Consider the following 13,835-nt stretch of genomic DNA (forward strand, 5'->3'; position numbering starts at 1 on the left):
CGCACCGCGGCCCTCGCCCGGGATCAGAGCAGCTTGCGCAGCTTCATCAGGTCGAACGGGTTCGCCTTGATCGACACTCGGCGGGACGTGACCGCCCGGGTGACGTCCAGCTCACCGCGGACCAGGGCGAGCAGGTCGTCGCTGCTCGTGCTGAGCGCGATCTTGGCCTTCGGGTCGTCGCCGTCGGCCAGGTCGACCAGGCGTCCACCGGCGAGCCGACCGTGGAACGCCGTGTCGAGGTCGGTGATCCGGCAGGCCAGCGTGCGGTCCAGGTCGATCTTCTCCCGTACCGTCTCCGCGTCGCGGTCCAGCCGGGCGGCCAGATCCCGCAACGCCTGTCGGCACTCGTCCACGCTGGCCACGATCGCCCCCTCGCCGTCTCGCCACGCCGTCCCCGGCACCGTACCGCACAGGGCGTCGCGGGGTGCCCGGTAGCGTGACACCTGCACACCCCCGCCCCGCGGAAGGACTCAGGCATGCAGGACGCGTGGCGCGCCTACCTCGAGCTGGCCATGGGCCTGACGGAGGCGCCCCGGAAGAAGGCCCAGGACGCGGTGCGCCGCCTCGTCGGCTCCGGCGGCGCGACCGCCGGTCAGCTGCAGGCGCTCGCCGAGGAACTCGTCTCCACCGGTGCGGCGAACCGGGAGGCGCTGACCAAGCTGGTCCGGTTCGAGGTCGACCGGGCCCTCGGCGCGGTGGGGCTCGCCACCGCCGACGAGGTCGCCGAGCTGACCCGTCGCGTGCACGAGCTGGAGCGTCAGCTCCGGGAAGCCCGCACGACGTCCGCCGCCCCGTCGCCGGCCGCGTCCGCCGTCCCGCCGGCCGCGTCGGGTGTCTCGGTCGACGCCGGTGCGACGTCGGTGGTCCCGGGTGCCGCCGAGCCGGCCGCGCCCCCCGCCGCCGCGTCGGGCGGCCCCGCCGCGACGCCGCCGGTCGCGAAGAAGGCGCTGGCCAAGAAGGCCGTCGCGAAGAAGGCCGTCGCGAAGAAAGCCGTCGCCAAGAAGGCCGTCGCCAAGCGGGCGCCGTCGGCCGTGACCCCGGCCGGGGACACCGCCGTGGACGCGGTCCGGCCGGCGAAGAAGGCACCGGGCCGCACGGAACAGCCGGGCGGCACCGGACAGCTCAACGGTATGGAGCAGCCGGGTCGCACCGAACAGCCGGGCGGCGGGGCGTGACCCGCCCCAGGCCGGCGGCCGGGAGCGGGTCGTGACCGGCCCGTACCGCCCCGGGCCGCCGCCGGGCGCCGCGCCGGGTGTCAGACCGGGCCCGCCGGGAGGTGCCCGACCCGGACCGCCGCCGGGCGTGCGGCCCGGACCGCCGCCCGGACCGCGCCCGGGGCCGCCGCCGCGTCCGGAGCCGCCCGAGGATTACGCGGAGGCGCGGCACCCCGCCGTCGACGCCGCCGTGCGGGCGATGGCCAACGCCGCGACGCTCGCCCCGGCCGACCAGATCGCGCAGTACGAGGCGGCGTACGAGACGCTGCGGGAGACCCTCGCCACCATCGACCAGGCCTGACCGGACCGGAGAAGAACCACGCATGGCACGTCGTAACCGGCTGGACGCCGAACTCGTCCGCCGCGGTCTGGCCCGGTCCCGGGAGCAGGCCGCCGCGCTGGTGGAGGCCGGCCGGGTCCAACTGCGCGGGGTGCCCGCCCGCAAGCCCGCCGCGATGGTCGACCCCGCCGACCCGTTGCTGGTCACGGGAGAGGATCCCAGTTCGGAGTACGTCTCCCGGGGCGGGCACAAGCTGGCCGGCGCGCTGGCCGCCTTCGCCCCCGGCGGGCTGGGGGTGGCCGGTCGGCGCTGCCTGGACGCGGGCGCCTCCACCGGCGGTTTCACCGACGTGCTGCTGCGCGCCGACGCGGCCGAGGTGGTCGCCGTCGACGTCGGCTACGGGCAGCTCGCCTGGCCGCTGCGCAACGACCCGCGGGTGCGGGTCTTCGAGCGCACCAACGTCCGTACGCTGACTCCGGAGACCATCGGCGGGCCGGTGGACCTCACGGTCGCCGACCTGTCGTTCATCTCACTGCGGTTGGTGCTGCCGGCGTTGGCCGGCTGCACCCGGCCCGACGGCGACCTCGCACTGATGGTGAAGCCACAGTTCGAGGTGGGCAAGGAGCGGGTCGGTGCCGGCGGGGTGGTCCGCGACCCGGCGCTGCGGGCCGAGGCGGTGCTCGACGTGGCCGGCGCGGCGGCGCGGCTCGACCTGGGCCTGGCCGACGTGGCCGCCAGCCCGCTGCCGGGGCCGAGCGGCAACGTCGAGTTCTTCGTATGGTTACGCCGGGACGCACCGCCGGCCGACCCGGAGCGGGTGCGTGCCGTGGTGACCGCCGGGCCGCAGGGCCCGGCGCCGTCCGGCGACCTGCCGGGCGCGGCGACGGAGGAGGTGGCCGGGTGAGCGAGCTGGCGAATCCCGCGGTCGCGGCTGCGCCGCGTCGGGCGGGAGCGACGGGACGGCCGTCCCGGTGAGCCGCACCGCCCTGCTGGTCACGCACACCGGGCGCCGCCGCAGCACCGAGCACGCGCGGGCGGTGGCCGCCGACCTCATCGCCGCCGGTTTCGAGGTGCGCGTCGTCGCCGAGGAGGCCGACGACCTCGACCTGCCCGGCGTGGTCCCGATGACCGGCCCGGAGGCCGCCGAGGGTGCGGAGATCGTCTTCGCGCTGGGTGGGGACGGCACGTTCCTGCGCGCCGCGGAGCTGGCCCGGCCGGCGAAGGCGCCGCTGATCGGCATCAACCTCGGCAAGGTCGGCTTCCTCGCCGAGGCGGAGATCGACGACCTCGACAGCGCCGTACGCGACGTGGTGGACCGCAACTACACGGTGGACGAGCGGCTCACCCTCGACGTGACCGCCGAGTTCGACGGCGGCCCGACCATCGAGTCGTGGGCGCTCAACGAGATCAGCGTCGAGAAGGGCGAGCGCGCCCAGATGCTGGAGCTCCTCGTCGACGTGGACGGCCGCCCGTTGTCCCGGTACGGCTGCGACGGCGTGGTCTGCGCGACCCCCACCGGCTCGACGGCGTACGCGTTCTCCGGCGGCGGCCCGGTGGTCTGGCCCGAGGTGGAGGCCCTGCTGCTGGTGCCGATCAGCGCGCACGCGCTGTTCAGCCGCCCGCTGGTCACCGCGCCCACCTCCACGTTCGCCATCACCGTCGACCCGTTCACCACCCTCGCGGTGCTCTCGTGCGACGGCCGGCGCGTCTACGATTTGCCGCCCGGGGCCCGGGTCACCGTGCGGCGCGGCGCGCTGCCAGTGCGCATCGTGCGGCTGCGCGACCGCCCGTTCACCGACCGGCTGGTGGCGAAGTTCGACCTGCCGGTGCAGGGCTGGCGCGGCAACCGCCGCTGACCCGCGACCGCCCTCTCGGCCGGTCGGGTCCGGCGGTGACCACGGCCGACCCTGTTGCCGGCTGCCGGCCTCGTCCGGGGTCGGGCCCGTCACGTCCGACACCGGGCTGAGCTGTACGACGCCGTCGGGCACGCCACGACGCCGCGTCGCCGGCTGGTCAACTGTCGGGGGCCGCGTCTACTGTCGGATGCTGTGCTGGAAGAGCTGCGCATCACCGGACTGGGCGTCATCGAGGACACGACGCTGCCGCTGACCGGCGGCATGAACGTCATCACCGGCGAGACCGGTGCGGGCAAGACGATGGTCGTCACCGGCCTCGGCCTGCTCTTCGGTGGCCGCGCCGACGCCGGGCGGGTCCGGGCGCAACCCGGCCGGGCGGTGGTGGAGGGGCGGCTGCGTCTCGACGGCCGGGTGGCCGCCGCGGTGCACGCCCGGATCATCGACGCCGGGGGCGAGCCCGACGAGGACGGCTCGGTGCTGCTCAGCCGCACCGTCACCGTGGAGGGCCGCTCCCGGGCCCACCTGGGCGGGCGCAGCATGCCGGTGTCCATGCTCGGCGAGGTGGGCGAGCAGGTCGTCGCCGTGCACGGCCAGTCCGACCAGCTGCGGCTGCTGCGCCCGGCCGAGCAGCGGGCCGCGCTGGACCGTTTCGCCGGCCCGGAGCACGAGAAACTGCTCGACGCGCTGCGCGAGGCGTACACCCGTTGGCGCGGGGTGGTCGACGACCTGGCCGACCGGCGGCGCAACGCCCGCGAGCGCAACCAGGAGGCCGACCTGCTGCGGCTCGGGCTGGACGAGATCACCCGGGTCGACCCGCAGCCCGGCGAGGACGACGAGCTGAAGGCCGAGGCGCAGCGGCTGGAGCACGCCGAGGGGCTGCGCACCGCGGCGCAGGTGGCCCACCAGTGCGTGGCCGGCGGCGTGGAGGCCGCCGACGAGACCCCCGACGCCACGGTGCTGCTGGGCACGGCCCGGCGCACCCTGGAGGCGCAGGCCGGCACGGATCCGGCGCTGGGGGAGCTGGCGGGGCGGCTGGAGGAGGCGGCCACGCTGGTGGCGGACGTCTCCGCCGAGCTGTCGGCCTACCTCGCCGCGCTCGACGCCGACCCGGCGCGGTTGCAGGCGATCTACGAGCGTCGGGCGGCGCTGCGCGCGCTGACCCGCAAGTACGCCGACGACGTCGACGGGGTGATCGCCTGGGCGGAGCGGGCCCGCACCCGACTGTCCGACCTGGACACCTCCGACGAGCTCCTCGACGAGTTGGAGCGGGAGTCGTCGCGGCTGGCCGGCGAGGTGGCCGACCTGGCCGGCCGGGTGTCGACCTCCCGCCAGGAGGCGGCGACCCGCTTCGCCGAGCAGGTCACCGTGGAGCTGGCCGGCCTGGCCATGCCGCACGCCCGCATCGAGGTGGCGGTGCTGCCCCGACCGGCCGGCCGCGCCGAGCCGAGCCTGCGGGTCAACGGCGCCGAGGTCGGCGTCGGCCCGGACGGCGGCGACGAGGTCGAGCTGCGTCTGCTGGCCCACCCCGGCGCGCCGTCGCTGCCGTTGCAGCGGGGCGCCTCCGGCGGCGAGCTGTCCCGGGTGATGCTCGCCATCGAGGTGGTCTTCGCCGGCTCGGGCGGGCCGCCGACGCTGGTCTTCGACGAGGTGGACGCCGGCGTCGGCGGTCAGGCGGCGGTGGAGATCGGCCGGCGCCTGGCCCGGCTGGCCCGCAGCCACCAGGTCCTCGTCGTCACCCACCTGCCGCAGGTCGCCGCGTTCGCCGACCGGCACCTGGTGGTGGCGAAGGACACGGGCGGGGCGGTCACCACGAGCGGGGTGCGGGTGGTGGAGGACACGGAGCGGGCCCGGGAGCTGGCCCGGATGCTCGCGGGTTTGCCCGATTCCGACCTGGGTATCGCCCATGCCGAGGAGCTTCTCGCCGTGGCGGCCCGGGAAAGGCGCCCCTGAGACCGGCGATTGTGAGCACAGGCACACCGGCCCGCGCGCCGGTGTGCTTCCCTGGGTAGGCGGCCCTGCTCAGGCATGTCGCGACAGATTTGCCTGCCTCACATGCCAGGATGGTCACGATGCGTCTACCCACGTTGCGCCGGACCCGGAACGCGGAACCGGGCAAGATCCTCGGCACCGCACGCCTGGACCGCCGGACGAAGCGCCTGGTCGGCCGGCTCCGCCCCGGTGACATCGCGGTCATCGACCACGTCGACCTCGACCGGGTCGCCGCCGACTCGCTCGTCGCCGTCGGTGTCGCCGCCGTGCTCAACGCGAAGCCGTCGGTCTCCGGGCGCTACCCGAACCTCGGCCCCGAGGTGTTGATCGGCGCGGGCATCCCGCTGCTCGACGACCTGGGCGAGGGCATCTTCGAGCGGCTGCGCGAGGGCGACACGGTCCGCATCGAGGGCAACACCGTCTTCGCCGGCGACGAGCCGGTGGCGCACGGCAGCCTCCAGGACGCCGAGACGGTGGCCAAGGCGATGGCCGACGCCCGGGAGGGCCTGTCGGTCCAGCTCGAGGCGTTCGCCGCCAACACGATGGACTATCTCAAGCAGGAGCGCGACCTGCTCCTCGACGGCGTCGGCGTGCCGGAGATCCAGACCGAGATCCAGGGGCGGCACTGCCTGATCGTGGTGCGCGGCTACGACTACAAGGCCGACCTGGACGTGCTGCGTCCCTACATCCGCGAGTTCAAGCCGGTGTTGATCGGCGTCGACGGCGGCGCGGACGCGCTGGTGGAGGCCGGCTACACCCCCGACATGATCATCGGCGACATGGACTCCGTCACCGACGACGTGCTGCGGTGCGGCGCCGAGGTGATCGTGCACGCCTACCCGGACGGGCGGGCGCCCGGCCTGGCCCGGGTCACCGGGCTCGGCGTGCCGGCGGTGACCTTCCCGGCGGCGGCGACCAGCGAGGACCTGGCCATGCTGCTGGCCGACGAGAAGGGCGCCTCGCTGCTGGTCGCCGTCGGCACCCACGCCACGCTCGTGGAGTTCCTCGACAAGGGCCGTGGCGGCATGGCCTCGACGTTCCTGACCCGGCTCAAGGTCGGCGGCAAGCTGGTCGACGCCAAGGGCGTGAGCCGGCTCTACCGGCAGAGCATCTCCGGCTCCTCGCTGCTGCTGCTGGTGCTCTCCGCGATCGCGGCGATGGCCTCCGCCGTGGCGGTGTCCACCGTCGGCAAGGCGTATTTGGGCGTGGTCTCCGAGTGGTGGAACAATTTCGTGTTCCAGCTTGAACAGCTTTTCTAGCGTCCGACCGATCAAGAGGCTGCAGGTGTGATCAACTTCCGGTACCACGTGGTGTCCCTGACCGCGGTCTTCCTGGCTTTGGCGATCGGTCTGGTGGTCGGCACCGCCGCCCTGAACGGCCCGGTGGCCGACTCGCTCAAGGAGAACGTCAACGAGCTGCGCAACCACAACCAGCAGATGCGCCAGCAGGTCCAGAGCATGGAGCGCGAGCTGGAGCTCGAGGAGGACTTCGCCGCCCAGATCGCGGAGGTCGTCCTGCCCGGCACCCTGACCGGCAAGCGGGTGCTGGTGCTCAGCCTGCCCACCGGGCGCGACCACACCGAGGGCGTGGTCAAGATGCTCCAGCTCGCCGGGGCCGAGGTGACCGGCCGCGTCGACCTGCAGGACAAGTTCATCAACCCCGACAACAACAACAACCTGCTGGAGCTGGCGGTGACCGCCGCGCGGCCGACCAGCGCGCCGACGTCCGGGCTGCCCGGCAACGGGCACGGGGTGGAGACGTCCAGCGCGCTGCTGGCCAGCGTCCTGCTGGACCGGGCCCCCGGCGCCGCCCCGGTCAGCGAGGCCGACCGGCGGGCGGTGCTGGCCGCGTACACCAACGCCAACTACCTGACCACCGAGGAGCGGGTCAGCAAGGCGGCGGAGGCGGTCGTGGTGGTCAGCGGGCAGCCGTACGTGGACAAGGACTCGGCGAAGAAGGACGAGTCGGTGCTCAAGGTCGCCGAGCAGTTCGACCAGGCCGGGACGCTCGTCGTGGCCGGCAACGGCTCGGCCGGCGGCAACCTGGTGGCGGCTGTGCGCAGCGACCCGGTGCTGGTGCAGAGCATCTCCACCGTCGACAACGCCAACACCGTCCAGGGCCAGCTGGTCACCGCCCTCGCGCTGGTGCAGCAGGTCACCGAGAAGAAGGCCGGTCAGTACGGCGTCGCCGACAACGCCGCGTCCCTGCTGCCTAGACTGCCCCAGTGAGCGAGCGACGTACCCCGGTGTCCGGATCCAGGTTCTCCGCAGAGCGGGAGGGGGCCGCGTGAGCGTGCTCGGTCGACTGTTGATCGCCGGGGCGGGCGCCGCCGTCGCCCGGTACGCGCTGCGCGAGGTGCGCACCTCGCCGGCCGGACCGGCGCTGGACCGGACGAACTTCCGTGGCTGCACGGTGACCCTGGCCGCCGGGCCGGCCCTCGCCGTCGGCGCCGCCGGGGCGGGCGCGTTCGGCGCCTCCAGCGCGTCCTCGGGCGCCGCGGCCCTCGTCGCCGGGGTCGGCGCCGGCGCGGTCGGGCTCTACGACGACGTGGTCGGGGCGCGGCCGGAGCAGAAGGCCGCCAAGGGCTTCGCCGGGCACCTGGCCGCGCTGCGGGAGGGGCGGGTCACCGCCGGGCTCGTGAAGGTCGTCGGGGTGGGCGCGGCCGGTCTCGGCGCCGCCGCGCTGCTCGCCGCCGACCCCCGGGTCGCCGGGCACCGGCGCCGCCAGCGGCAGGGTGCCCTGGGCCGGGGCGTCGACGTGCTGCTCGGCGCGGGCGTCATCGCCGGCACCGCCAACCTGCTCAACCTGCTCGACCTGCGCCCCGGCCGGGCCCTGAAGTCCGGCATCCTGCTCGGCGCCCCGCTGGCCGGCGGCCCGCACGGGGGCATCGCCGCCGGCGCGGTCGGCGCCGCCGCCGGGCTGGTGGCCGACGACCTCGCCGAGGACGTGATGCTCGGCGACAGTGGCGCCAACGCCCTCGGCGCGCTGCTCGGCGTGGCGCTGGCCGCCCGCAGCGGCCCGGTCGGGCGGGCCGGGCTGCTCGCCGTGCTCGCCGGCCTCACCGCGGCCAGCGAGAAGGTCAGCTTCACCCAGGTCATCCAGCGCACCCCGGGGCTGCGCGAACTCGACGCGCTGGGCCGTCGCGCCGACTGACGTGACGACCCCGGCACCCCTCGCCGGCGCCGGCCGCGTGGCCGGAGCGGCCGCGCTCATCGCCGTACTCACCGTGGTCAGCCGGCTCGCCGGCTTCGGCCGCACCGCCGTCTTCACCTGGGTGGTGCAGAAGAGCGACCTCGGCGGCATGTACGTGATCGCCAACACGGTCCCGAACATCATCTTCGAGATCGTCGCGGGTGGCGCGCTGGCGAGCCTGGTCGTACCGCTGCTGGCCGGACCCGTCGCGGCCGGCGACCGGCGGGCGGTGGCCGCCACCACGGGCGCCCTGCTCACCTGGACGGTCACCCTGCTGGTGCCGCTGGCCGTGCTCGTCGCGGTGGCCGCCGGCCCGATCGTGTCGCTGATCAGCGAGGGGCGCTCGCCGGCCGAGCTGGAAGCCGGCGCGCGGATGCTGCGGGTGTTCGCCCCGCAGCTGCCGCTCTACGGCATCGGCATCGTGCTCACCGGCGTGCTCCAGGCGCACCGCCGGTTCGCCTGGCCGGTGATCGCGCCGCTGCTGTCCAGCCTCACCGTGATCGTGGTCTACCTCGCCTTCGGCGGCGTCGAGGGGCGCGGCGCCGGGGTGGGACAGGTGAGCCGCGGGGGAGAGCTGATCCTGTCGGCCGGGACGACGGCGGGCGTGGTGGTGCTGTCGCTGTCGCTGCTGGTCCCGCTGCGCCGGCTAGGGCTGCGGCTGCGTCCCGGGTACGCCTTCCCCGCCGACGCGCGGGCGCGGGTGACGGGGCTGGCGGTGGCCGGCGCGGTGACCGTCACCGCGCAGCAGCTGGCGTTGCTGGTGCTGCTGAACCGGGTCTCCGGCGGCCCGACCGGCTCGCCGCAGGTGTTCAACCTGGCCCAGACCATGTACCTGCTGCCCTGGGCGGTGCTGGCGGTGCCGCTGGCGACCGCGGCGTACCCGGCGCTGGCGACCGCGGCGACCGCCGGGGACGACGACGACTACCGGCGCACGCTCTCCTCGACGACGCGCGGGGTGCTGCTGTTCAGCTGTTTCGGCGCGGCGGCGCTGGTCGGCACGGCCGGGCCGGTCGCGGCGTTCTTCTACCCGACCGGTCCCGGCTCGACGGCCGCCGGGATCGCCGGCTTCGCCCCCGGGCTGCTCGGCTACGGCCTCTTCGCGGTGCTCTCCCGGGCCCTCTACGCCCGGGGCGACACCCGCCCCGCCACGGTGGCGATCTCGGCCGGCTGGCTGGCCGTGCCGGCGGCGGCGGTGCCGCTGGCGGCGGTGTTCCCGGTGGCGGACCGGGTGCTGGCCGTCACCCTCGCCAACTCGGTCGGGATGCTGCTGCTCGGTGGCCTGCTGCTCGTCGCCGTGCGGCGCGCGGCCGGGCCCGCCGCGCTCGCCGGCGTGGCCCGCGCCGGCGCCGCCGGACTGCTCGCCGGGGCCCTGGCGGCGCTCGCCGGTGCGGCCGCCGCGCGCTGGCTGGACGCGGCCGGCGACGGCACCCCGACGACACCGGCCGCACTCGTGCAGGGCATGCTGTCCGGAGTCCTGGTCGGTGTCGTGTTCCTCGCCGTCGTGTGGCTGGTCGACCGGCGGGACGTGCGACCGCTGCTCGCCGGGGTGCTCCGGCGACTGGGGCGGGGCCGGCGCGGGCCGACGGCCCCCGCCGGACGGACGGGTGCGGGCGAGATCCCCCCGGAACGGGGTGACGGGAAGGAGACGGTGTCCCGGTGAGCGGGTGCAGGACGGGTGACCGGCCGGCGGCGACCGACGAGCGGGGGTGGTCGAGGTGACGGAACCGGCACCGGTCACCGACTGGCGCGGCACCGTGGCCCTGCTGCTCGCCTCCAGCACCGGCGGGGTCGGGCAGCACGTGCGTTCGCTCGCCCGGGGGCTGACCGCCGCGGGCGCCTCCGTGCTGGTCTGCGGGCCCGCCGCGACGCAGGAGCAGTTCGACTTCACCGGTGTCGGCGCCCGGTTCACGCCGGTGGAGATCCCGGCCAGCCCGACCCCGGCCGACGCCCGCGCGGTCGCCGCGCTGCGCCGGGCCCTCGCCGCCGAACGGGTCGACGTGCTGCACGCCCACGGGCTGCGCGCCGGGCTGGTCGCCGTCCTCGCCCGCCCGGCCGCGCCACTCGTGGTCACCTGGCACAACGCGGTGCTCGCCGGCGGGTTGCGCGGCGGCGTGTCCCGCCTCGTCGAGCGGGTCGTCGCCCGGGGCGTCCGCGTGGCGCTCGGCGCCTCCGCCGACCTGGTCGAGCGGGCCGCCGCGCTGGGCGCGACGGACGCCCGGCTCGCCCCGGTCGCCGCGCCCGCGCTGCCCGCGCCGCGCCGCCGCCGGGCCGCCGTCCGCGCCGAGTTCGGCGTCGGCCCGGACCAGCCGCTCGTCCTCTCCGTCGGCCGGCTGCACCCGCAGAAGCGGTACGACGTGCTCATCGACGCGGCCGCCCGATGGCGCTCCCGGACCCCGGCGCCGGTCGTGGTGGTCGCCGGCAGCGGCCCGGCCTACCTGCCGCTGGCCGCCCGGATCTCCGCCGCCCGCGCCCCGGTGACCCTGCTCGGGCACCGCACCGACGTGGCCGACCTGCTCGCCGGGGCCGACCTGGCGCTGGTCACCAGCGACTGGGAGGCCCGCCAGCTCTTCGCCCAGGAGGCGATGCGGGCGGGCGTACCGCTGGTGGCGACCGCCGTCGGCGGGCTGCCGGAGCTGGTCGGCGACGCCGCGGTGCTGGTGCCGCCGGGGGACGTGGACGCGGTCGACGCGGCCGTGTGCGGCCTGCTCGACGACGCGGCCGGCCGGGCCGACCTGGGCCGGCGCGGCGCCGAACGGGCCGCGACCTGGCCCGGCGAGGCCGACACCCTCGCCCAGCTGGGCGCGCTCTACGCCGAGCTGGCGCCGGCCCCCGGCGCCGACGGCGGGCCCACGGAGCCCGGACGTGACGGCCACGCCCCGTCGACGGGACGCCGGTGATGCTGCGCAGACTCGCCCCGGCCCTGTTGACCCTGGTCGTGGTGGCGCTCGGCATCACGGCGCTGACCGCCCGGCCGCAGCGGGCGGCGCCCGAGCGCACCGCCGACTTCGTCGTGCTGGCCGGCGTGGCCGGGCTGCGCTGGGAGGACGTTGACGCGCAGACCACGCCGACGCTGTGGCGGATGGCGCGGGACGGCTCGATCGGCTCCCTCTCGGTGCGCTCCGCGCACCGGCCGACCTGTCCCGTGGACGGCTGGCTGACCCTCGGCGCGGGCAGCTACGCGGCGTGGAACGGAAGCCGGCAGAGCGAGGGCTGTCCCCCGACGGCGGTGACCGTCGAGCAGCCCGACGGCATCGGCGCGAACCTGCCCGACCAGGAGAGCGTCGTCCGGCACAACCAGGAGCGGCTGCCGTGGGGCACGGTGCCCGGGGCGCTGTCGGAGTCGGTGCGCTGCTCGGTGGCGGTGGGGCCGGGCGCGGCGGTGGCCGCCGCCCGGCCGTTCGGCCGGGTCGACCGGTACGCGGCCGCGCTGCCCGAGGACCCCGCCGAGCTGCTCGGCTCGTGCGTGCTGAGCATCGTCGACCTCGGCACGGTGACCGGCGAGGACCCGGCGAGGCGGGCCGCGGCGGCCCGCGAGGCCGACGCCCGGCTGGCCCGGGTGCTCGCCGCCCGGCCGCCCCGCTCGGTGGTGTTCGTCGCCGGGGTGTCCGACACCGACGTGCCGTCCCGGCTGCACGTGGCCGTCGCCGACGGGCCGGGCTGGGAGCGCGGGTGGCTCACCTCGGCCAGCACCGGCCGGGAGGGCTACCTGCAACTGGTCGATCTCGCGCCGACCGCGCTCACCGCGCTGGGCCGGCCGATGCCCGAGCGGCTCTTCCTCGGCCGGCCGGCCGTGTCGGTCGACGGCCGCCCGGCGGACCTCGCCACCGCGATCGCCCAGCCCGCCGACGCCGACCGGGAGGCCGCCGCCCAGCGCCGGGTGGCCGACTGGTTCTTCGCCCTGCTCGCCGGCGTCCAGGTGCTGCTGGCGGTGGCGGTGCTGCCGCTGCTGCGCCGGGCCCGCCGGCACGCCGGCCCGTACGGCCCGGAACCGGTGTCGCCGCGCGTCGTGTCGGTCGTGGAGCTGCTGCTGATCGCGGCCGCCCTGGCCGTCCCGGCCGCGCTGCTCGCGGACGCGGTGCCGTGGTGGCGCGGCGACCACGCCGGCGTCTACTTCGCCGGGGTGACCGTCGTGCTGCTGGCCGCCGCGACCGCGGTGGTCCGGCTGGCGCCCGGCTACGCCAGCACCCTCGGCCCGCTCGGCGCGGTGGCCGGCCTGACCACCCTGGCGGTCGGCGTGGACGTGCTCACCGGCGCCCGCCTGCAGCTCAACGGGGTGGTCGGCTACTCGGCCCTGGAGGGCGGCCGGTACGCGGGGCTGGGCACGGTCGGGCTCGGGGTGTTCCTGGCCGGGGCCCTGCTGAGCGCGGGCTGGCTGGCCCAACGGGTCCGCCGGTCCTGGCGGCCGATGGTCGTGGTGGCCGTCGGCGGCGTGGCCGTGGTGGTCGTGGGCAGCCCGTACCTGGGCGCCGACCCGATCGGCGCGATCGCGCTGACCGCCGGGCTGAGCGTCGCCGCCGCGATCAGTGCCGGCGGTTGGCTGACGATCAGCCGGCTGGCCTGGGCGACCATGGCCGGGCTGGCGCTGACCATCGGCTTCGCGGTGCTGGACCTGCGCCGGCCCGCCGCTGAGCGGGGCAGCCTGGGCCGCTTCCTGGCCGCCGTCGGCGACGGCACCGGCGGGCTGACGGTGCACCGCTCCAGCACGGCCAACTTCGAGACCCTGGTCAACAGCCCGTTGACGGTGCTGGCCCTGGCCGGCGCCCTGCTGGTCTGGTTCGCCCTGCTCCAGCCCTGGGGCGGGCTGATGCGGCTGTTCGGCATCTACCCGGCGGTGCGGGCGGCCATGGCCGGCACGGCGGTCGCCGCGGTGATCGGCGGGCTGCTCGGCGGCGACGCCCTGGACGTGGCCGGCGCGGCGGGCGCCCTGGTGGTGCCGATGGCGGCGCTGGCCGCGCTGCGGGTGCTCGACCACTCCACCGACCGCACCCTGCCTGACGCGGCCGGCCAGCGCGACGGCGAGCCGGACGGCGACGACGCATCCGGCGGCGACGCACCCGGCGGGGACGGCGACGGGCCGGGTGGTGGCGACGGGCCGGGTGGTGGCCACACCGGAGGCCCGGGCGGCGACGGACCGGACGGTGACGGCGACGGACCGGACGACGGCGGACCGGGCGGCGACGGCGGGGGACCGACCACCGGGTCCCGCGCGGACGGGCGGGCGACCCGGGCGAACGACGGCGACCGCGCGTCGACCGACCGGCCATCGACCGAGGTCACGGCCTCCTGACCCGGCACGGCGACCCC

Annotated in this window: 12 protein-coding genes; 11 read left to right on the plus strand and 1 reads right to left on the minus strand. The window is 76.5% G+C overall.

All coding sequences use genetic code 11. From position 1 onward, the window contains the following. Window positions 1-23: 23 nt before the first annotated feature. Window positions 24-362 (minus strand): SCP2 sterol-binding domain-containing protein, encoded by a 339-nt coding sequence (locus tag GA0070606_RS28785; protein WP_091108317.1) that lies wholly within the window; start codon window positions 360-362, stop codon window positions 24-26. A gap of 114 nt (window positions 363-476) precedes the next feature. On the opposite strand from GA0070606_RS28785, the gene GA0070606_RS28790 reads away from it, so the two are divergent. The 11 genes from GA0070606_RS28790 (at window position 477) to GA0070606_RS28840 (ending at window position 13,818) form a co-directional block, all read left to right on the plus strand. After that, window positions 477-1,175 (plus strand): phasin family protein, encoded by a 699-nt coding sequence (locus tag GA0070606_RS28790; RefSeq protein ID WP_091106354.1) that lies wholly within the window; start codon window positions 477-479, stop codon window positions 1,173-1,175. 127 nt (window positions 1,176-1,302) lie between these two features. Further along, window positions 1,303-1,515, plus strand: a complete 213-nt coding sequence (locus GA0070606_RS33925; RefSeq protein ID WP_091108319.1) for a hypothetical protein — start codon at window positions 1,303-1,305, stop codon at window positions 1,513-1,515. Between the two features lie 22 nt (window positions 1,516-1,537). Then, window positions 1,538-2,398 carry a TlyA family RNA methyltransferase gene (locus tag GA0070606_RS28800; RefSeq protein ID WP_091106355.1) on the plus strand — a complete coding sequence of 287 codons (861 nt, stop codon included), beginning with the start codon at window positions 1,538-1,540 and terminating at the stop codon, window positions 2,396-2,398. Between the two features lie 67 nt (window positions 2,399-2,465). Next, a complete protein-coding gene (locus GA0070606_RS28805) occupies window positions 2,466-3,350 on the plus strand; it encodes an NAD kinase (RefSeq protein ID WP_091106356.1) in 885 nt (294 codons plus the stop codon). Window positions 3,351-3,542: 192 nt separating this feature from the next. Continuing rightward, window positions 3,543-5,300, plus strand: coding sequence for a DNA repair protein RecN (gene recN / locus GA0070606_RS28810; protein ID WP_091106357.1), 1,758 nt, complete (start codon window positions 3,543-3,545; stop codon window positions 5,298-5,300). A gap of 119 nt (window positions 5,301-5,419) precedes the next feature. After that, the gene (steA, locus tag GA0070606_RS28815; protein ID WP_091108321.1) at window positions 5,420-6,598 is read left to right on the plus strand and encodes a putative cytokinetic ring protein SteA; all 1,179 of its coding nucleotides are present in this window, start codon (window positions 5,420-5,422) and stop codon (window positions 6,596-6,598) included. A gap of 27 nt (window positions 6,599-6,625) precedes the next feature. Beyond that, window positions 6,626-7,567 carry a copper transporter gene (locus GA0070606_RS28820; RefSeq protein ID WP_091106358.1) on the plus strand — a complete coding sequence of 314 codons (942 nt, stop codon included), beginning with the start codon at window positions 6,626-6,628 and terminating at the stop codon, window positions 7,565-7,567. A 58-nt stretch (window positions 7,568-7,625) separates the two neighbouring features. Continuing rightward, window positions 7,626-8,492 carry a hypothetical protein gene (locus tag GA0070606_RS28825; protein ID WP_091106359.1) on the plus strand — a complete coding sequence of 289 codons (867 nt, stop codon included), beginning with the start codon at window positions 7,626-7,628 and terminating at the stop codon, window positions 8,490-8,492. A 1-nt stretch (window position 8,493) separates the two neighbouring features. After that, on the plus strand, window positions 8,494-10,191 hold the full coding sequence (gene murJ, locus GA0070606_RS28830; RefSeq protein ID WP_091106360.1) for a murein biosynthesis integral membrane protein MurJ: 1,698 nt from the start codon (window positions 8,494-8,496) through the stop codon (window positions 10,189-10,191). 55 nt (window positions 10,192-10,246) lie between these two features. After that, window positions 10,247-11,428: a glycosyltransferase family 4 protein gene (locus tag GA0070606_RS28835; RefSeq protein WP_091108323.1), complete on the plus strand. Its 1,182-nt coding sequence runs from the start codon at window positions 10,247-10,249 to the stop codon at window positions 11,426-11,428. Beyond that, entirely contained in the window at window positions 11,428-13,818 is a 2,391-nt protein-coding gene (locus tag GA0070606_RS28840; RefSeq protein ID WP_245725001.1) for a hypothetical protein, read from the plus strand. The genes GA0070606_RS28835 and GA0070606_RS28840 overlap by 1 nt, the downstream gene beginning before the upstream one ends. Window positions 13,819-13,835 lie beyond the last annotated feature (17 nt).

The organism is Micromonospora citrea (assembly GCF_900090315.1).
GTDB lineage: Bacteria > Actinomycetota > Actinomycetes > Mycobacteriales > Micromonosporaceae > Micromonospora > Micromonospora citrea.